The following is a 17,077-nucleotide window of genomic DNA, read 5'->3' as shown; positions in this document are numbered from 1 at the left end:
CGCTGACAAGTCATTTGAGCAAGGTGATTTTGAGATGAAACCCACCAGCATTTCTGAGCTGACAGCAGAGTTTGGCGTGATCCTGTTTACGGAAAACTTTGAGCTCTGTGTGCAGTTCTATGAGCACACTCTGGGCCTGCAAGTTATTGAACGCACGCCGGATCTGGTCAGTTTTCGCTTTGGCAGCAGCTATCTTATGGTTGAGCGCGGCGGGCACGGCAGCCCCACGCAAAAACCGCGGAGGCAGAACCCCTGCGTCCTGCGGTTCAACACGGACGACATGGACACAGCCATTGAGCTCCTGAACGCTAACGGACTGGATGTTCAGCCTCAAACATTCGACTGGGGCACAATCGCAGCCTTTACCGATCCGGATGGCAACCTGTGTGAGCTGAAATCCCCGGCCCTCGTGGGAGCGTGACAGAGCATCTCCCCGAAAACCTTTGGGCCATCGGGGATGTGTTTCAGCGCAGGAAAGCGGAGCTTATTTCCAGTAGTTGTTGGCCGCTGCAACAGTGCTGAAGTGCTCAGCGATGGTTTGTGAAGCTGCGATCAGAGACTCTGAATCATATTCATACATCAAGCGCATGGCAGAGCGGACTTCGGCATCCGGCTGCATGAATTTGATCGCCATGCGGGAAAGTTTTACTGCAAGCTCATAGCCCTCTTGCGGGTTGGCTGTTTGCAGCGTTGGGAGCCAGTTCTCATCCATAATTCGCATCCTTTTGATTTGGCGATTTTGGAAGAGTCAAACAGGCAAGAGACAAGCGCAATCTCCCCAATTTCCATTGGGATTTGTAGGAGGGGATCCTCAAAGAAACAGGCAGAAGCAACGCCACTCCTGCCTGCAAACTCTAGAGATTAGTTGCCGATTTTTTGGTAAACAGCAGGCTTGCCGCCCAGCACGGATGGGATTGCAAACACAGTATACTGAGTGTCTTCAGTTTGCTCACCCATGCCCAAAGACCCCATTGGCATTCCTGGAACTGAGAGGCCTTTGATGTCCGGACGCTCCGTCAGCATGCGATTTACAGCATCCAGCGGTACATGTCCTTCAATCACATACCCATCCACGATCGCGGTATGGCACGCCTCCAAATCTTCTGGTACGCCCACCTGCTGCTTGACGCGGTAAAGGTCATCCGTCTTTTTCACGATCACGTTGAAGCCCGCTTTATCAAGAGCGTTGCCCCAAGCCGTGCAGCATCCACAATTTGGAGATTTGTAAAGCGTGACGTCTTTATCGCCTTCAGCATGAGCAGGCAGCGTTAAAGCGCTTGCACCAAGAACAGCAGTGAACACGCCAGCAAGTAGATTACCCTTGGAGATCATGAGTCTATCCAATCCAGTTTATTATTTATTTCAGTTAGTTAGAGTTTTGAGGTCTAAGCAACTGAATGGATTGGAGGCCTGTCTATACCGCTGGTTTGAGCAGAGTACACCGGTAATAAAACCGGCACAGACATGCTGGAGCTGCGGTATAAAGGAGAGATTGCATTGGTCTGATCCAGCAGGCCAAGTGTCGCCATACAGGCAGTCATACCTGTTGCCATGGCTGTCTCTGTTTCACAGCAGCAACAAGATGATTTGTCAGAGATCATATGCTCCATGGCAGCTGCATTCTGCTCAGCCAGAGCGAGCTTTTGTGCTGCACTGTTAGACGCCATTTCGCCCTGCATGCTCATGGCATAGGGCGTGGTGACGAACAGCGTCAATAATATGATCAGCACACGAAACATGGCTGCAACCTAAGGGCACATTACGGCAGTTTCAAGTTAAACTGTTGTAATCTCCTGCGTAGGACAGCGTGACATTTATGCGCACCAGATTTTTCATTTTTCCCGAAAAAGCACTTGACCTCAACTTAACTTGAGGAAGTACTTGAATGTCATCTCATCACAAGCGGGCTGAGGCTGTTCCCCTCAATTGGCACAATTTTGCGCTTTTGCCTCACCTGACTAAACTGGAGTACTGACATGAGTGAACCAAAAGCCGCCTACCTTGTCGCCAGCAGCTTTATGCCAAGAGACCATGGCTCAATCGATGCATACGGCGAAAAAGCCGTCCCACTATTCGAAGCGGCAGGTGGGGAATGCATCATCTTTGGCGGACCCGATCAGCCTTTTGAACATCTGGAAGGCGTATGGAACACAAACGCGCAACTGACGCTTTTCCGGTTCCCAAGCATGGACGCGCTCATGACGCTCTGGAACTCCCCTGAATACCAGGCAATCAAACACCTTCGCACAGACGTAATCCCGCCAAACTTCACGATTGCTGTGGAATCCAGCATCTAAATCACATCCCCCCAAAGGCATTAGGGCGCTCTGTCCTCCCCAAGAATACGACAGAGCGCCTGCCTTCACGCAAAGCGTGCTGTACGGGCAACAGACGTGCTTTATTTCGCAGAAACGCTGGGTTTTGCAGACAGGGCCATGATCTGCCGATAGTCTTCAAAGATTATTTCTTTGAGATTTTACTGATGTCTGTTGCACGCCCCATCCTGTTTTATCAACTCAGCCTCACCAGCTTTCACTTTCCCCGTGCTATGCTGGGTGTACTGTTTCCCTACCTTGTAACTGTCTACCTTGCTGAGAGCCCGGAACGGGTGAGCTATGCAATGACGGCTTCTATGCTGCCCAACCTGTTTGTGCTGCTGTTTGCCGGGGCCGTCGCTGATCGCTTCAACAAGCGCAAGCTGCTTGTTTTGCTACACATCGCCAATGCGGTCCCCGTAATAGCGTTGACTGTGCTGCTTCATCTCGGCTTTATCGGGTTTGAAGGCCTGCTCCTCTTTGCGCTGCTCTTTGGCACCACACTGGCATTCGTTCAGCCTACGCTGGATGGCATGCTCAACCACATTTCATCCATGCACATCGGGCGCAGCGTGACGCTTTCCGTGGGGATGCTCTACCTCGTCACGCTGGCAGGCTTTGCACTTGCCAGCAGTGTGGAGTGGGTTGGTGTTGCACCGTTGCTTGCCATCTCCAGCACGCTCTTTCTGGTTGGCATTACAACAAGCCTGCGTTTGCCAGACACGCCAACACTTGCGGAAAAAGACAGACCCAGCATCCTCAGTGAAATTCGTGAGGGACTGGCTTTGGTGTTGTCTTCCAAAACTCTGAGATTGCCTGTGTTTCTGATGAGTTCAGCCGGCCTCATACTGGGCGGTCCCTATGCCGTTCTGGTACCGCTTATGTTACGGGATACCTATCACGCCACAGGTTTTGACTTCGCATTTGCCTTCGCTGTCTTCATGGTTGGCGGGGCATGCTCCAGCGGCTTGCTCCTCAAACTGGGAGCAATCAGAAATCCAGTCCCACCGCTTGTTGTGGGTTACAGTATGGGCGGCTTTGCACTGCTGTTTTGGGCGATGTCTCCACCTTACTGGGCTTTTCTTGGCAGCATCTTCTTTTGGGGCGTTGGCGGTGGCATCTGCCTCAACATGAGCCGCACCATCTTGCAGGAACAAGCGCCCTCAACCCACAAATCCCGCGTGCTCAGCGTCATGTATCTGGGTGATGAAGGCGGTGCTCCTGTTGGCAGTCTTATAACCGGCGTGTTGATCACCACCCTCAGCCTCTCCAGTGCCTCCATCATTCCCGGCGTTGTGGTGCTCTTCATCTCCCTCCTTCTGTTGCTTGCGCTAAGCGCACAGAGGAGTGAGGCAAAAGCAACACAGGATGCGGGGCAATGACGGGCAAGCTGTATGTGCCTTGACTTCCCGTGCAAACCGCATAATCTCTGGCCCGATCAAAACGCGAGGAGATAAAGCGATGAACAAGAACAGGACAACACATTCAACCTGCCCTGTTTCTGTAAGAGTTCATCGCCATGCCTTTATCTATCTCACTCAATCATCTGTCTTACGCACGTCCTGACGGTACTGCGCTTTTTTCTGATCTCAACCTTCAGTTTTCTCAACACCGCACTGGCCTGATTGGCCGCAACGGCACTGGCAAAACAACACTGCTGAACCTCATCAGCGGTGCGCTGACACCTGCTTCCGGCTCAGTCTCCGTGCAAGGGTCCATCGGCTTGCTAAAGCAGCAGCTGCAAAGCGGGCCACAAGAAACACTCGCAGACCTGTTTGGCATCACCGAAGCTCTGCGCGTCCTGCAAAAGGCTGAGGCAGGAACTGCCAGTATGGACGAGTTGGCTCACGCAGACTGGACGCTGGAAAGTCGCATGGAAGCGGCCCTTGCCCAGATGGGGCTGGAAATCTCCACTGATCACCCACTCTCCGCCCTCTCAGGCGGGCAAATCACCCGTTGCAGGTTGGCGGCTCTTCAGTTTCATGATGCTGATTTTCTGCTGCTGGACGAGCCAACCAACAATCTGGATGTAGATGGGCGGCAGGCTCTAGGCACCTTCCTCGCCAAGTGGCGCAAGGGTGCAATCATCGTCAGCCATGACCGTGCCTTGCTGGAGCAGATGGACTGCATTGTTGAACTGACCACACTGGGAGCCTCCGTGTTTGGCGGCAACTACAGCTTCTACAAAGCCCAAAAAGAACAGGAACTGGCAGCCGCTGAGCAAGATCTGGCATCTGCTGAAAAGCGTATTGGCGACCTGAACCGCAAGATCCAGAGCGTTGCCGAGCGCAAAGCCCGCAAGGATGGAGCTGGTCAACGCGCCCGCGCCAAACGCGACCAACCCAAGATCCTTCTCAACGCCATGCGCAACAAGGCTGAAAACAGCCTTGGAGAGAACGCTAATCAGGCCTCCCGACTGCGCGAGGAAGCGGAACAACACTCCAAGGCAGCCCGCGAAAAGATCGAGGTTCTGGAACAGCTCAGCATCAGTATCGCCTCCTCTGGTATTGCCAGCGGTCAGCGGGTGCTGACAGCTGAGGGCCTGAGCGTGGGCTATGAGAAAGATCAGCCTTTGCTTCACGATTTTTCGCTCGTGATAACGGGGCCGGAACGCATTGCCATCAAAGGCACGAATGGAACTGGCAAGACCACGCTTCTGAAAACGTTGACGGGTAAGCTCCCACCCCTGTCCGGCAGGTGCCAGCTGCACCCATCTGCTCGTGTGCTGGACCAGACCGTTAGCCTGCTGAACCCGGACCTATCGGTGCTGGAAAACTTCCGCGTGTTGAATCCGGAGCAGGATGAAAACACCTGCCGCGCCATCCTTGCCCGCTTCCTCTTCCGCGGAGACGCTTCCACTCAGCAGGTCAAAACCCTCAGTGGTGGCATGATGCTCCGCGCCGGCCTCGCCTGCGTGCTCGGCGCAGCCCAGCCCCCCAAACTGCTCATCCTGGACGAACCCACCAACCACCTCGACCTCACCGCCATTGAGGCCATCGAATCCGCCCTCACCACCTACAACGGCGCCCTCCTTCTAGTAAGCCACGATGCCACGTTTCTGGAGAGTATTGGGGTGACAAGAGAGGTGGTGTTGGGGGAAGCGGTGGGGGTGTGAAACAAAAAAGCGGAGGCTCACCACCCCCGCTCTCAAAACGCTTAGAACTTGTAGCTCACTGAGCTTTTGAAGTTAACACCCTTCTCAGGCGCTGCTCCATCAGCAAAATAAGGGCGGTAGTTCTTGTTGAACATATTCTCAATGGAAGCACGGGCCTCCAATCCCTCAAAACGCCCCTCTTTTGGAGTCCATGTCAGAAACACATCATGGACTGCATAGCCTTTACTCGGACGATACAGGCTGGTGTAGTTATCTGGCACCCGGTCCTGAGCATCGACAAAACGGCCCTTCCAGCCAAATGTGATGTCCGCTTCTGGTACCTTGTAGCCCAGGCTGACGACCAACTTTGCTGGAGCAACTTCAGAGACGTACTGGTCCGTGGTTGCATTGACGTCTTTAAGTGTCCCATCATGCTTACCCTGCATTCTGGAATACGCAATGCTACCGAAGAACCGCTCACTGTCGTAATACAACTCGGCTTCAAAGCCCTGCGTATAGTAGCCAGCAAGATTGCCATATGTTGGCGCAGGAGCGTCATAGCTTCTCGAGTTCTCACTCAACAATCGATAAATGTTGTTGGAGACATCATTGCGGTAGATCGCCATACGACCAGTAATCGTGTCGTTCTGTATCAGCACATTCTTGAAGGTTGAAGCCACACCGATACGTTTGGCAGAAACACGCTCATTTTGCAGTTGCGTTGCCGTCGCACGTGAGCTGCCTACATCATAGAACTCATCAACCAGTGGGGCACGAAGCTTATAAGCATAGTCACCAAAGAGTTTGATGTTAGGTGTCAGAGAGTAAACTGCACTGATGCTAGGAGAGAATCCAAAGCGCTCTACAGTACCGTAATCATGATTCATCTCTGGATTGTTATATTTAGGTGCAAGGTTGGATTCACCTTTGGAATGAATGTAGTCATAACGCAGCCCCGGCGTCAGTTCTAATCCAGCAAAACCAATCGTGTATTCACCCCAAGCGGACCAAATTGTCTGCGTTCCACTCGGAATATTATAAGGCTGCAAGTGCCCATCATTGTACTCAGGCCGCCCAACATAACTCTTCTTAAAAGCCATACTGTCGCGAATTTCGTGGCGCATCTGCACGCCATATTTCAGCGTATTTTCAAAATCACCCCAATTAAAGGCGGAGGTGTTTTGAAGGTCCAGTTTGTAGATGGAATAGTCCAGTGTGCTGTCGTCACCCCCAACATAAAGGCCTGCACTGTAGTCCGGATCAGAGACGGGTACCCGACGCGTGTCATGCTGGGCTGTCTTGGAGTAAGAAGCCTTGAACGCCAAATCAATAAGATCGCTGTCTGGGTTATATTCATAAGTCCCGCTCAATGAAGTATCCTTCATCTCACGGTCAACAGCCTGAGTTTTCAGGTATTCTTCCAAGGAGCCATACTTATTCAAAGACCACTGCGAAGCCGTTATCAAACCACGTCTGGCAGCCCATGGTTTGTAGTCATCGCTGTAAGAATGTATGCCACTTAACTCAAAGAAGTGGTCCTCACGCTCCAGGCTTGCTTTGAAATGCCCTGTCAACATGCTGCCCGCAGAAAGAGTCAGATCTTCGTCATTACCTGCAACTGAGTAGTCATCGTTGGTTCGGTGCGTTCCAGCAACCAACACTTCAAAGCCTTGCTCCTCCGAGCGGGCATAGGTGGCAGCTGATTTGACGAGCTCATTGCCGTTGGAAGCAAAGCCGACTTTCGCAAAAGCACCATACGACTGGCCATCACGCAACATGTCCGAAGCGCTCTTAGTTGTCATCTCAACAGAGCCTCCGAATGCACCATACTTTTCGGCCGAAAAAGTCCCCTTGGTGATATCAATGACCTTAAGCAGTTCAGGGTCGATAAAGACCGATCCTTGCTGGTACTTCTCAAAGGACTTCTGAGCGCCATCAATGGTGATTTCAATATCTTCAGAGTCGCCAAACGCCATCATGTTGATGGATTGCCCCAGAACGCGGCTGTTACCGATCAACTCAATACCAGGGAGGCTGGAGAGCAAGCCAGGAATCGTCGCGGACTGAGTGCGGTCAATCAGGTCACTTGTGATTTCGGACTGCGCAATAGTGTCCTTGTTGTCTGTAGACCCGGTCACAACAATCGGGTCCAGCGCGTCGGTATCTTCGCCTTCTTTCGATTTATTGGATTGAGCTTGAGCAGATTGCACAGATAGTGAAAAAGCGCAGGCGACAAGCACTAGGGTGCTGCAAGCCTGCTCCGGTCTCGGAGAGAACTTCATTATATTACCGATGTTTATAGAAAGAGAGATTGGCTTGCGGCTGGCCTCTAACTATAAAACATGAGTAATATAATCAAGTTTTATTTTTGGAGTTTTGGATAAATATTTCTCAACGCTTACAAGTGGTAGAAATCGATTCCTACAGTTCTGCGATAATTGACGCACTCACGAAATCTGAAACCAATCAGCTTCCCCGAAGTCAAAGGTGCGTCACCTTCAGTGCTCCGCCCCAGCGGCTGTTGAGGTAGTTGGCGACGAGGGAGCGGTGGCATTGGTGCGGGAGGTGTTCGGAGCAGAGGAGGCAAGCGCCCTCGAACATATCTGCTTTGAACTTGCTCTCCACCTTGCGCTGGGAGAGCAGGCCCATGAAGCGGTCTTTGAAGATGGTCCAGTCGCCCTTCTCTTTCTTGAAGGCTTTGAACATATCCTGATCCGGTGCCAGCAATGGCTCGTGCTCATAGCCAATGCCGCCAATGGCTTCCAAAAAGAAGGCCAGATCATTGGACTTGGCAAAACCAGCCAGCTGAGAAGTGTTATTGAGGCGCACATCAATCACCTTCTTGACGCCCGCACTTTGCAAGCGGCCAAAGAAGTTCTCTGCTGTTGTTTTGGTGAAACCGATTGTTGTCAGGGTCATATCAATCACTTTGTCTCTCAGTCAAGCAAGCCTGTTTTAGTTCATCGGCAACACGGGTGCCATGTTCGTGATCAAAAGCAGGGCCATGCTCACGTTGAACAGAGCAATGCGATTGCCTTTTGCCAGCAGAGTTCGCAGGGCTGAACCAGAAAGCGCCCATATGCTGATGCTGGTGCTGGTGCTGGGAATGTTCACCACAGCAAAGACCGCAATCAGCAACATCAAGCTGGTCATGTAGTTCTCAGCACTGGTGTAGGAAACAGTTACAATCAGCGCCACAGCCCAGGCCTTTGGGTTGAGCAGTTGGAATAGGAGATTTGTTGGCTGGCAGGGCTCTGCAAGATGGCTGTCTCCAAGTAGGTGAAGGGCCTGCAACAACCTCTTTGCTCTGCGGATTTTGTCAGTTTGATGAGGAGCTTGACCATCCGATCCTCTCCAGCCTACCGTCTTCCCTACGGCTACGCTTGCAGGATCTGGGCTCGGAGCCTTAGTTAGCAGCAACGCTCAAACTCATAGCCCTGGAAGCAAACTTTAACGGGCAAGGCTCTAGTGCCATTTTAATCCGATTGATTGAAACAATCGTCATTCAGAGTACGCGAACGCTCAACGCCCAACCCAGCGAAGATGCACAGACAGGCTTTATCGCGGCGCTGGCTGACAAGTCCCTCGCGTGCACAATCACCCAGATCCACCGCGCACCCGAGCAGAACTAGCAAGTCACCAGCCTAGCCGAAGTTGCAGGCATGTCGCGCGCCAGTTTCGCCCGCCATTTCATTCGGCGCGTGGGCAAATCACCCATGGAGTATGTGCGAGACTGGCGCTTGATGCGCGCGCGCAGCCTACTGACTGACACCAACCTCAGCAGCGATGAAATCGCCACCCGCTGCGGCTACAACTCCCTCCCCTCCTTCTCCAAACTCTTCAAAAAACGCTTTGGCATGGGGCCGGGAACATTTCGGAAGAATGGCGAGAGAGAGTAAGAACCCTGTAATTTATGAAGCAAAAGCCTCGGTATTTACCGAGGCTTTTGTCGATCATATTTATAATTTACTGATTAAAAGTCATATTTGCTACAAGAGACGGAAGCTTCGTTTTCATCTGTTTAATCGCATATTTTTTTGTAGGCACCAGTTCCACCGTTACTTTTTCGTCGGAGAAATATCCGCCCTTTTCGCGAGTTACGAGCTGTATAGTTCCGATATGACTGATCTCATTTGCGCTAACTGTAAAGCTTGGCGCACGTTGAGAAAGCTGCTTAGATGATGCTGGTATGTATCCACCAGAGAGAAGCCCACCAAAATTTATTGAGTATTGTTCTTCACAAATTATCCTACTAATCCAATAATCTCCAGCTGGAAGCGCTTTATAGCCTGGTCTGGATAGTAAACTCTTAAATAAAACCGCCTCACCATCGCTAAACTTATAAACTGTGTTTGTCCTTTTACTCTGGAAAAACAAGATAGGCAGCCTGCACCGACGCGAGCCGTAATGCAAATCTGTAAACACTATGCCTTTGCCAGCTTTCAATTCTTTGTTTATTTCTGCAATGGCTTTTATGTTTTCCGTTACTTCGTTAGGGCCACCGCTAGTCGTAGTACAAGCGCCCAATAATAATAATCCAAGAATAGATTGCTTTTTTAACATTCCAACCAACATCAGAGTACTTTCAATTTAACTCAAAATCATCATGGCTGAAGAAAGCACCCAGAGCATACCCCAAGCTGAACTCGTAAATTTACTCAATTAATAGGTGTAGATTAATGCCAACCCCCAAACCGTGCTTGTGCTTCCGATACCACGAGATCGCGGAACCATTTGTGGGCGGGGGAGGTACGGTTGCGGATGTGCCAGATGGCGCTGATGCCAACGTCGACGACAGGGGCTGGGCACTTGCAGGAGGCGAGGCCGGACTTTATGCCACCACATATCAGTTTGCGAGGCATGGTGGCAATCAGGTCTGTGCCTGGCAATGTCGCAGCAAGAGCGTTGAAGCTGGGGGCAGAATAAACCGTTTGGCGTTTGTGGCCCAACTCAGCCAATGCGCGGTCAATGAATGTCACTTCATCAGCGGTTACCAGCATGTTGGCATGCGGTGCCGCGACATATTTTTCCAGCGTGTCCGGAGCATCTCGCGTTTTAGGATCGTAGAACACCACAAACTCATCATCAAACAGCGTTTGCGCAACAAACTCATGGGAGTCTGGTGGTGGCAGCGGGGTGAACAGCAAATCGGCATCGCCATCCACCAGTGAGGCGACCTCGTGACGATGAGACAGGCGACAGCGGAGAGTTACACCAGGAGCCTCCTGCCGTAAGCGCTTGATTACTGAGGGGATCAGCAGGTTATGGTCTTCATCACGACAGTCGATCACAAAGCGGTTGGTTGCGGTGGACGGATCAAACTTTGACGGTTCACCGATCAACGCCAGCGTTTGCAGCAGCTCTTCCACCATGGGCATCAGAGCATCCATACGCTTTGTCGGCACCACATTGCGGCCTGCTTTGACGAACAGCGGGTCTCCCAAAAGACCCCGCACCCGCTCCAATCCATGGCTGACGGTGGACTGGTTTACGCCCATCATCTGCGCAGCCTGCGTCACTGATCCGCTTTCATGGATCAGCTTCAACATCATCAGGGCACGGCCATCAAGACCTAAATAATTCATTTTCTGCATAGTTCTTATTGAATTAATGCATTTGTATTCATTAAGCCAGCCCCTCATGTATCGGCAGAACGCACACTCTCAATTTCAAAGGAACAAAATATGCAGGATAAGAGAGTTTCTGTCGCTGTTGCCTACCACTCTGGTTTTGGTCACACCGAAACGCTGGCGAAGTCTGTCGTCAATGGCATCAATTCAATTGAAAACGCAGATGGTGTGCTGGTCGATGTCACTGGTTTAAACGGCGACTTTGCCATTTTGAACAACGCTGATGCCATCATTTTCGGTTCACCAACCTATCTGGGCTCTGTCAGCGGTCCCTTTAAGATGTTCATGGATGAAACCTCCAAGGTCTGGTTTGACCGTGGTTGGCAAAATAAGCTGGCGGCTGGCTTCACGGTATCGGCTTCACAGTCTGGCGATAAGATGACTACTCTCGTGCAGATGTCTGTCTTTGCAGCTCAGCAGGGTATGATTTGGGTTGGCGCCAACGATATGGCAGGTAATAACTCCAGTGCTGGCTCCGTTGAAGACATCAACCGCCTCGGTTCTTATCTGGGCATGATGGCACAAGCTAACGTGGATGAAGGGCCAGATGTGGCGCCACCAAATGCAGATCATCGCACGGCAGAATCCTTTGGCAAGCGCATTGCGGAAGCATCCCTGCGCTGGGGCAAGGCTCCGGCCACTCAACCACAAGAGCTGGAAGCAACGGCTTAAGGCTTTACTGACAACGTAAAAGTCGACTCTACAAAAACGCCAAGCAGCATAAACTGTTGTCTCAACGACTTTTGCAAAACTGGCCCCTCTTTGCCGAGGGGCCTTTTTCGTCAGGCGGCCTGAAAGTCGTGCAGGATGACATTGAAACCTTCATCAACGGTTGGCACCTGAAAGTATTTGGTGAACTGCTCAAACTGAGCTTCACTGACCGTAAACTGATGCTCGCCTGCCTCATTACGGACCCAAAGGCGTTCCTTACACACCTCATCGGGCACGGAGAGATAATGCAGCTCATGGGCGACATTAGCAGCTTCGAACAAGCTCTTCATCCACTTGCGATCCCGCATCGTGTTGGCCTGAAAGTCCAACGCAACAGAAACACCATGCTGCAGCAGGCCCACAATGTGCGGGCCAAGCGCTTTTTTCACGCGGGCAGAATACTTCACGTAGTCTTCCAGCGTATTCAACTCATCGGGAAAGAGCGTAGCGTTCCAATGATCTTCGCTGATCAGCACCGCATGATGATCATTCACCAGATGCGTGAGAAGAGTGGATTTGCCGGAGGCAATCTTTCCGCATACCAGAAGCAGTTTTGTTTCCTGAGCAGTCATAATTACCTCCGTAAAAATCTATTCCAAAATTATAGATCTATCATACTCATATTCACCTCAGGTTGCACAATGTGACATAGCACCCCGAATCCATAAAAATCTTAAGCATTTCTGCCATTTATACGAAGTCTTTACATGCATCACATCTCGCAAAATAAGTATTTACACCTATTTATGAGTGAATAGATTTCCGTCAAAATGCCCGCCGCTGACAAGTGAAGCATAAGGTGATAGCCCCCAATGCCAGCGGATACGGCTATCTTCCTTTGTCGAGGTACAAAAAACAATGGACGACGCTTCTGGTTGTCGACCGATCACCGGTGAGGTTCTGATCAGGGAGCCTTACCAATGATAGAGCTTCTCCTTGAGCCACAGGTTTGGCTAATCTTTCTTACCCTGTTTGGACTAGAGCTGATTTTGGGCGTTGATAACGTCGTGTTCATTTCGGTTCTGTGTGAGCGCCTTCCTGCACACCAACGCGCGATTGCCCGAAACCTTGGTATCGGACTGGCCGTGCTTGCCCGTGTGGGGCTTGTGTTCTCCATCAGCTGGGTGATGTCCCTCACCTACTCGCTGTTTCAGGTCAGCACCGTTGATATCAGCGGTCGTGACCTAATCCTTATTGGCGGCGGCGCATTCCTGCTGGCCAAGAGCGTGGTGGAGTTGAAACACCTGTTGGTGGCGAGTGATACCGAGCACGCACCTCACCTGGCAAACGGCATGACAGTCGTGCTGCTGCAAATCGTGGCGATGGACGCCGTGTTCTCCATGGACTCGGTGATCACCGCTGTTGGTTTGACGGATGATTTGCCAATCATGGTCGCCGCAATTCTGGCATCTGCCGTTGTCATGGTGCTGACAGCTGGTGCAATCAACCAGCTCGTCACAAAGCACCCGGGCCTGAAAGCGCTGGCCCTGCTGTTCCTTATTTTGCTCGGTGGTCTTCTCATGGCTGAGGGCTTCGAGATCCACATCAACAAGGGCTATGTCTACTTTGCGATGGCTTTTGGTTTGCTGTTGGAGATCGTCCACATTCAGCTGAGCAAGAAGATAAAGGCTGTTCAGAAACGCCGGAAGTCCAACATCCGGTACCTGACCAAGCCTTCAAGGCCGGGCCGCGTGGAAAACAGGCAAGCAACCCGCTTCGGCAGTTTAGCGAACCTATAGGGTTTGATCAGCATTTCTGCTTAGGCAGAGCAGGTGGAGACCGATACAGAGGGGATTAGCTGCTCTAATCTCTATAAGAATCGGATCTCTGTCTGTGCTGGAATTACTCGCGATTTGCTTTATCGGTCTGCTCGGCGGTGTCGCCGTTGGCCTGCAAGCGCCTATGGGCGGTATTATGGGCCAACGCGTTGGCGGAGCTGCCGCCAGTGTCATCATTCATGCAGGCGGATTGATCGCTTCGCTTGCCCTGCTGTTTGCGCGCAAGGGTGAGCAGATCAGCGAGTGGCGCACCATTCCGTGGTACATGCTGGCCAGCGGTGTCTTTGGCCTCATCCTCTACCTCACCATCACGCAAACCCTGCCAAAGCTGGGCGCAACCTCTGCTGTGCTGCTCATCATCGTCGGGCAGTTAATGGCTGGCATGGTCATCGACCACTTCGGCCTCTTCAATCTGCCCATTCGCTCCATAGACCTCAGCCGCGCCCTCGCCGCCATGCTGCTAATCTCCGGCGCTTATTTGATGGTGCGGTAAGTCTCAGGAGCCTCAGAAATGCAGAAGGTCATTGTCACAGGAAGTTCTGGTCGCATTGGCAGCGAGATCGTCTTAGCTCTCAAGCCAACTTACGATGTTATCGGCATAGATCGCGTCGTTGCATCAACAACAACACACATTGCTGACATTTCTGATGCAGACACTCTGCAGCGCCTCTGTCAGGGTGCGTTCGCGGTGATCCACTCAGCCGCTCTCCATGCACCGCATGTAGGCGTGTTCTCGGAGGATGAATTTCACCAGATCAATGTAAAGAGTACAGTCGCGCTGGCTCGCATGGCGCGTGCGGAAGGTGTTCAGCGTTTCATTTTCACCAGCACCACAGCTCTTTACGGACAGGCCAACACGCTTGCAGACAAAGCAGTCTGGATCACAGAGCAGGTGGAACCACAGCCACGCACGATCTATCACCGCACCAAACTTGCAGCAGAAGACCATTTGGCACCACTGGCAAGCGATACGTTCAAGGTGAGAGCCCTGCACATGTCACGATGCTTTCCAGAGGACCCCGCCCTGACGGCAGCCTATCGCCTCCACAGAGGCATCGATAAACGCGACGTTGCCGCAGCGCACGTGGCTACACTCACTGATGACGGAAAAGATTTTGATCGCTTCATCATCTCCGGTCAAACGCCCTTCCTGCCTGAAGATGCGGAGGAGTTGAAGATAGACGCGCCTGCTGTCATTGTCAGAAGGTCTCCCGCGATTGTAAAACTATTTCAATCGCAAGGCTGGAAATTGCCCAAGTCGATCGACCGTGTTTACGACTCCAGTTATGCGAAGCAAGAGCTGAACTGGGAGAGCAAGCACGACAGTTTCGATTTCGCAGCCATGCATAACGATCTCTGACAAGCAGGGTCTTATTCCAGCACCTGCTCTGACCCGTTGGAAAGGTGATAGATGCAGCCTTGTTTGCGGGGGAGTTGCAGGAGTTCCAGTGTATTGAGCCCCATATAGAGCCCGCGCAGAATGATGGAGGTGATGCCGTGTGTGACAACAACGGCAGGCTCAGTCAGCTCCTCCAGAAAGTGCTGAACGCGACCTGAGATCGCCTCAAAGGTTTCACCCTGCGGGCTCTGAAAATGCCAGAGGCCGCTTTCGTAGTCATCTCCGACCAGATTTTTAACTTCCTGCTTGGTCAGCCCTTCCCAAGCGCCAAAGTTGATTTCTTTCAGTCGATCATCCAGCTTCTGCTCAACCTGAGACCCCAGAGCAAGCTGTGCTGTATGCACCGTGCGGGGCTGCGGGCTGACGAACGCAGTGGCTGGCAGGGCTTCAACACCTGAGAGCAGCTTGTTTTGCAGCAGAGCTTGCTCCTTGCCCTTCTCCGTGAGTGGAGAATTCTGGTGCCCCTGAAATCTGCCCGCTACGTTCCATTCTGTTTGACCATGCCGAAGCACGAAAATTTCCGGGTATCTCGCCAAAGGACCATCCAACTCAAATCATATAAATCGAAGCTACGGATATTGGCGGGAACCTGAAGGCGTGTCCAGAGCGTTTTGAGAGGGCTCAAGCCTTACGCAAGGCTAACTGTTAGGCTGAGCTTATTCAGCTCTAGCTCACTGAAACTTCGTTTGATTTTGATTAAAAGCTGATATAGCACCTGTAAGTGTGCGTCCTACCCGCATCACGAGTGATACGAACAAGCGTGTAAGCAAAAATGACAAGTGACAGTGCAGCTCATATCGGCTCAATAGAAGCAGTCGCCACCACCGTAGCAATCATCGGCGGCAAGTGGAAACCGATCCTGCTCTACCATCTCGTAACCGGTTCCAAGCGTTTTTCCGAGTTGAAGAAACTGATGCCCGGCGCCTCCGACAGGATGCTCACCCGTTCTCTTCGAGAACTGGAAGAACACTTCATCGTTCGCCGTGAGGTGTTTGCTGAAGTGCCCGTGCGCGTGGAATATTCGCTGACCAAGGACGGTTTGTCGCTTATTCCGGTTCTCAATGCCCTGAGCGATTGGGGGCAGGCCCGCAATGGCGTGGATGATGAAAGTGCCGAACCATCCTCCATCTTTGATGCATTGCTTCCAACATTTTCAGGGTAACCTTATGAAGATTGCTTTTCTGGACCGCAGCACTATTGGACCGAGCGTCCACATCTCCAAACCAACCTTTCCGCATGACTGGGTGGAGTATGACAACACCTCTCCTGAGGAAGTGCTGGAGAAGCTGCGCGGGGTTCAGATCTGCATCACCAACAAGGTGCCTCTTTCAGCCGACGTGCTGAAGCAATTGCCGGATCTGAAGCTGATCTGCATTGCGGCAACCGGTTATGACAAGGTGGACATCGCAACTTGCGACGAGCAGGGCATCGTGGTGTCCAACGTACGCGGCTATGCGGTGAACACAGTGCCGGAGCACGCCTTCGCCCTCATTTTCGCCTTGCGGCGCTCGCTGGTAGGCTACCGCGAGGACGTGATCAATGGCGAATGGCAGAAGTCCGGTAAGTTTTGCTTCTTTAATCACCCGATCAAGGATCTCGCAGGCTCCCGCTTAGGCATCATCGGCTCAGGTACATTGGGCAAGGGCACCGCACGCATTGGCGAGGCTCTGGGCATGGACGTTGTGTTTGCCGAGCGTAAGGGCGTGACGGAGGTTCGCTCTGGTTACACCGCCTGGCAAGAGGTGATCACTACCAGTGATGTCATCTCCCTGCACACGCCGCTAACTCCAGAAACACGCGGTATCATCTCCACGCCTGAGTTTGACGCGATGCATCAAAAGCCAATCCTCATCAACACGTCTCGTGGTGGACTGGTGGATGAAGCTGCACTCGTGGAGGCGCTCAACAACGACCAGATCGCGGCAGCGGGATTTGACGTGCTCACCACAGAACCACCGCAGGAGGATAATCCCCTTCTCAGCATTCTGGAGCGCCCGAACGTGATCGTAACCCCGCATGTGGCCTGGGCATCAGAGGAAGCCATGCAAACCCTATGGGACCAGCTGATCTCTCACATGGAAAGCTTCCAAAAGGGCACGCCAACCAACGCTGTTGGTCGTACAGGCAGTTAAAGCCTCTTAGAGCGCGTT

Annotated in this window: 21 protein-coding genes and 1 pseudogene; 12 read left to right on the top strand and 10 right to left on the bottom strand. The window is 52.1% G+C overall.

The window, feature by feature from the left end:
• Nucleotides 1-34: 34 nt before the first annotated feature.
• Nucleotides 35-421 carry a VOC family protein gene (locus tag PsW74_RS16755; protein WP_063287910.1) on the top strand — a complete coding sequence of 129 codons (387 nt, stop codon included), beginning with the start codon at nt 35-37 and terminating at the stop codon, nt 419-421.
• Nucleotides 422-484: 63 nt separating this feature from the next.
• Here PsW74_RS16755 and PsW74_RS16750 read toward each other — a convergent pair whose 3' ends face one another.
• From PsW74_RS16750 to PsW74_RS16740, 3 genes are all read right to left on the bottom strand, one after another.
• Nucleotides 485-712, bottom strand: a complete 228-nt coding sequence (locus tag PsW74_RS16750; RefSeq protein ID WP_057462294.1) for a hexameric tyrosine-coordinated heme protein — start codon at nt 710-712, stop codon at nt 485-487.
• Nucleotides 713-861: 149 nt separating this feature from the next.
• Complete coding sequence (locus PsW74_RS16745; RefSeq protein ID WP_063287909.1) at nt 862-1,332, bottom strand: DUF411 domain-containing protein; 471 nt, start codon at nt 1,330-1,332, stop codon at nt 862-864.
• Between the two features lie 53 nt (nt 1,333-1,385).
• Complete coding sequence (locus PsW74_RS16740) at nt 1,386-1,739, bottom strand: hypothetical protein (RefSeq protein WP_063287908.1); 354 nt, start codon at nt 1,737-1,739, stop codon at nt 1,386-1,388.
• A 237-nt stretch (nt 1,740-1,976) separates the two neighbouring features.
• Between PsW74_RS16740 and PsW74_RS16735 the strand changes: the two genes are divergently transcribed.
• The 3 genes from PsW74_RS16735 to PsW74_RS16725 all read left to right on the top strand — a co-directional run bounded on the left by PsW74_RS16735 (nt 1,977) and on the right by PsW74_RS16725 (nt 5,430).
• The gene (locus PsW74_RS16735) at nt 1,977-2,297 is read left to right on the top strand and encodes a DUF1330 domain-containing protein (RefSeq protein ID WP_063287907.1); all 321 of its coding nucleotides are present in this window, start codon (nt 1,977-1,979) and stop codon (nt 2,295-2,297) included.
• Nucleotides 2,298-2,482: 185 nt separating this feature from the next.
• Nucleotides 2,483-3,697 carry an MFS transporter gene (locus PsW74_RS16730; protein ID WP_063287906.1) on the top strand — a complete coding sequence of 405 codons (1,215 nt, stop codon included), beginning with the start codon at nt 2,483-2,485 and terminating at the stop codon, nt 3,695-3,697.
• Between the two features lie 137 nt (nt 3,698-3,834).
• On the top strand, nt 3,835-5,430 hold the full coding sequence (locus tag PsW74_RS16725; protein WP_063287905.1) for an ABC-F family ATP-binding cassette domain-containing protein: 1,596 nt from the start codon (nt 3,835-3,837) through the stop codon (nt 5,428-5,430).
• A gap of 41 nt (nt 5,431-5,471) precedes the next feature.
• Here PsW74_RS16725 and PsW74_RS16720 read toward each other — a convergent pair whose 3' ends face one another.
• The 3 genes from PsW74_RS16720 to PsW74_RS16710 all read right to left on the bottom strand — a co-directional run bounded on the left by PsW74_RS16720 (nt 5,472) and on the right by PsW74_RS16710 (nt 8,706).
• Nucleotides 5,472-7,691 carry a TonB-dependent receptor gene (locus PsW74_RS16720; RefSeq protein WP_063287904.1) on the bottom strand — a complete coding sequence of 740 codons (2,220 nt, stop codon included), beginning with the start codon at nt 7,689-7,691 and terminating at the stop codon, nt 5,472-5,474.
• Nucleotides 7,692-7,890: 199 nt separating this feature from the next.
• Nucleotides 7,891-8,328, bottom strand: a complete 438-nt coding sequence (locus PsW74_RS16715; protein WP_063287991.1) for a DUF488 domain-containing protein — start codon at nt 8,326-8,328, stop codon at nt 7,891-7,893.
• Between the two features lie 36 nt (nt 8,329-8,364).
• Nucleotides 8,365-8,706 carry a hypothetical protein gene (locus PsW74_RS16710; RefSeq protein ID WP_208988037.1) on the bottom strand — a complete coding sequence of 114 codons (342 nt, stop codon included), beginning with the start codon at nt 8,704-8,706 and terminating at the stop codon, nt 8,365-8,367.
• Between PsW74_RS16710 and PsW74_RS30220 the strand changes: the two genes are divergently transcribed.
• Nucleotides 8,646-8,819: a cupin domain-containing protein gene (locus PsW74_RS30220; protein WP_343286502.1), complete on the top strand. Its 174-nt coding sequence runs from the start codon at nt 8,646-8,648 to the stop codon at nt 8,817-8,819. The genes PsW74_RS16710 and PsW74_RS30220 overlap by 61 nt on opposite strands.
• 246 nt (nt 8,820-9,065) lie before the next feature.
• Nucleotides 9,066-9,308: pseudogene (locus PsW74_RS29370) on the top strand (helix-turn-helix transcriptional regulator); the annotation flags it as partial.
• Nucleotides 9,309-9,375: 67 nt separating this feature from the next.
• On the opposite strand, the gene PsW74_RS16700 reads toward PsW74_RS29370, so the two are convergent.
• Both PsW74_RS16700 and PsW74_RS16695 read right to left on the bottom strand, forming a co-directional pair.
• A complete protein-coding gene (locus PsW74_RS16700; RefSeq protein WP_063287902.1) occupies nt 9,376-9,984 on the bottom strand; it encodes a hypothetical protein in 609 nt (202 codons plus the stop codon).
• Between the two features lie 101 nt (nt 9,985-10,085).
• Nucleotides 10,086-10,994 carry a LysR family transcriptional regulator gene (locus tag PsW74_RS16695; protein ID WP_208988018.1) on the bottom strand — a complete coding sequence of 303 codons (909 nt, stop codon included), beginning with the start codon at nt 10,992-10,994 and terminating at the stop codon, nt 10,086-10,088.
• Nucleotides 10,995-11,093: 99 nt separating this feature from the next.
• On the opposite strand from PsW74_RS16695, the gene PsW74_RS16690 reads away from it, so the two are divergent.
• Nucleotides 11,094-11,711 (top strand): flavodoxin family protein, encoded by a 618-nt coding sequence (locus PsW74_RS16690; protein WP_063287900.1) that lies wholly within the window; start codon nt 11,094-11,096, stop codon nt 11,709-11,711.
• Nucleotides 11,712-11,821: 110 nt separating this feature from the next.
• Here the strand turns inward: PsW74_RS16690 and PsW74_RS16685 are convergent, their stop codons facing one another.
• Nucleotides 11,822-12,322 carry an ATP-binding protein gene (locus tag PsW74_RS16685; RefSeq protein ID WP_063287899.1) on the bottom strand — a complete coding sequence of 167 codons (501 nt, stop codon included), beginning with the start codon at nt 12,320-12,322 and terminating at the stop codon, nt 11,822-11,824.
• Nucleotides 12,323-12,670: 348 nt separating this feature from the next.
• Here PsW74_RS16685 and PsW74_RS16680 point away from each other — a divergent pair, with 348 nt between their 5' ends.
• The 3 genes from PsW74_RS16680 to PsW74_RS16670 all read left to right on the top strand — a co-directional run bounded on the left by PsW74_RS16680 (nt 12,671) and on the right by PsW74_RS16670 (nt 14,888).
• Nucleotides 12,671-13,489: a TerC family protein gene (locus tag PsW74_RS16680; protein WP_063287898.1), complete on the top strand. Its 819-nt coding sequence runs from the start codon at nt 12,671-12,673 to the stop codon at nt 13,487-13,489.
• A 94-nt stretch (nt 13,490-13,583) separates the two neighbouring features.
• Complete coding sequence (locus PsW74_RS16675; RefSeq protein WP_082596634.1) at nt 13,584-14,021, top strand: DMT family transporter; 438 nt, start codon at nt 13,584-13,586, stop codon at nt 14,019-14,021.
• Between the two features lie 18 nt (nt 14,022-14,039).
• Nucleotides 14,040-14,888 (top strand): NAD(P)-dependent oxidoreductase, encoded by an 849-nt coding sequence (locus tag PsW74_RS16670; protein WP_063287897.1) that lies wholly within the window; start codon nt 14,040-14,042, stop codon nt 14,886-14,888.
• Between the two features lie 11 nt (nt 14,889-14,899).
• Here the strand turns inward: PsW74_RS16670 and PsW74_RS16665 are convergent, their stop codons facing one another.
• Entirely contained in the window at nt 14,900-15,439 is a 540-nt protein-coding gene (locus tag PsW74_RS16665) for a histidine phosphatase family protein (protein WP_208988017.1), read from the bottom strand.
• A gap of 260 nt (nt 15,440-15,699) precedes the next feature.
• Here PsW74_RS16665 and PsW74_RS16660 point away from each other — a divergent pair, with 260 nt between their 5' ends.
• Nucleotides 15,700-16,089, top strand: a complete 390-nt coding sequence (locus PsW74_RS16660; RefSeq protein ID WP_057462073.1) for a helix-turn-helix domain-containing protein — start codon at nt 15,700-15,702, stop codon at nt 16,087-16,089.
• A gap of 4 nt (nt 16,090-16,093) precedes the next feature.
• Nucleotides 16,094-17,059 carry a D-2-hydroxyacid dehydrogenase gene (locus PsW74_RS16655; protein WP_063287895.1) on the top strand — a complete coding sequence of 322 codons (966 nt, stop codon included), beginning with the start codon at nt 16,094-16,096 and terminating at the stop codon, nt 17,057-17,059.
• Nucleotides 17,060-17,077 lie beyond the last annotated feature (18 nt).

This window comes from Pseudovibrio sp. W74 (assembly GCF_001623085.1).
Lineage (GTDB): Bacteria > Pseudomonadota > Alphaproteobacteria > Rhizobiales > Stappiaceae > Pseudovibrio.
The sequence above is the reverse complement of the archived record's forward strand: the minus strand, read 5'-3'. Positions and strand labels throughout refer to the sequence as shown.

What these genes read in the sequence shown, in the direction of transcription:
- PsW74_RS16740 (WP_063287908.1), bottom strand. Translation starts at nt 1,739, where the DNA reads ATGTTTCGTGTGCTGATCATATTATTGACGCTGTTCGTCACCACGCCC.
- PsW74_RS16715 (WP_063287991.1), bottom strand. Translation starts at nt 8,328, where the DNA reads ATGACCCTGACAACAATCGGTTTCACCAAAACAACAGCAGAGAACTTC.
- PsW74_RS16695 (WP_208988018.1), bottom strand. Translation starts at nt 10,994, where the DNA reads ATGAATTATTTAGGTCTTGATGGCCGTGCCCTGATGATGTTGAAGCTG.
- PsW74_RS16680 (WP_063287898.1), top strand. Translation starts at nt 12,671, where the DNA reads ATGATAGAGCTTCTCCTTGAGCCACAGGTTTGGCTAATCTTTCTTACC.
- PsW74_RS16735 (WP_063287907.1), top strand. Translation starts at nt 1,977, where the DNA reads ATGAGTGAACCAAAAGCCGCCTACCTTGTCGCCAGCAGCTTTATGCCA.
- PsW74_RS16725 (WP_063287905.1), top strand. Translation starts at nt 3,835, where the DNA reads ATGCCTTTATCTATCTCACTCAATCATCTGTCTTACGCACGTCCTGAC.
- PsW74_RS16670 (WP_063287897.1), top strand. Translation starts at nt 14,040, where the DNA reads ATGCAGAAGGTCATTGTCACAGGAAGTTCTGGTCGCATTGGCAGCGAG.
- PsW74_RS16750 (WP_057462294.1), bottom strand. Translation starts at nt 712, where the DNA reads ATGGATGAGAACTGGCTCCCAACGCTGCAAACAGCCAACCCGCAAGAG.
- PsW74_RS16745 (WP_063287909.1), bottom strand. Translation starts at nt 1,332, where the DNA reads ATGATCTCCAAGGGTAATCTACTTGCTGGCGTGTTCACTGCTGTTCTT.
- PsW74_RS16720 (WP_063287904.1), bottom strand. Translation starts at nt 7,691, where the DNA reads ATGAAGTTCTCTCCGAGACCGGAGCAGGCTTGCAGCACCCTAGTGCTT.
- PsW74_RS16755 (WP_063287910.1), top strand. Translation starts at nt 35, where the DNA reads ATGAAACCCACCAGCATTTCTGAGCTGACAGCAGAGTTTGGCGTGATC.
- PsW74_RS16685 (WP_063287899.1), bottom strand. Translation starts at nt 12,322, where the DNA reads ATGACTGCTCAGGAAACAAAACTGCTTCTGGTATGCGGAAAGATTGCC.
- PsW74_RS16655 (WP_063287895.1), top strand. Translation starts at nt 16,094, where the DNA reads ATGAAGATTGCTTTTCTGGACCGCAGCACTATTGGACCGAGCGTCCAC.
- PsW74_RS16690 (WP_063287900.1), top strand. Translation starts at nt 11,094, where the DNA reads ATGCAGGATAAGAGAGTTTCTGTCGCTGTTGCCTACCACTCTGGTTTT.
- PsW74_RS16700 (WP_063287902.1), bottom strand. Translation starts at nt 9,984, where the DNA reads ATGTTGGTTGGAATGTTAAAAAAGCAATCTATTCTTGGATTATTATTA.
- PsW74_RS16660 (WP_057462073.1), top strand. Translation starts at nt 15,700, where the DNA reads ATGACAAGTGACAGTGCAGCTCATATCGGCTCAATAGAAGCAGTCGCC.
- PsW74_RS16730 (WP_063287906.1), top strand. Translation starts at nt 2,483, where the DNA reads ATGTCTGTTGCACGCCCCATCCTGTTTTATCAACTCAGCCTCACCAGC.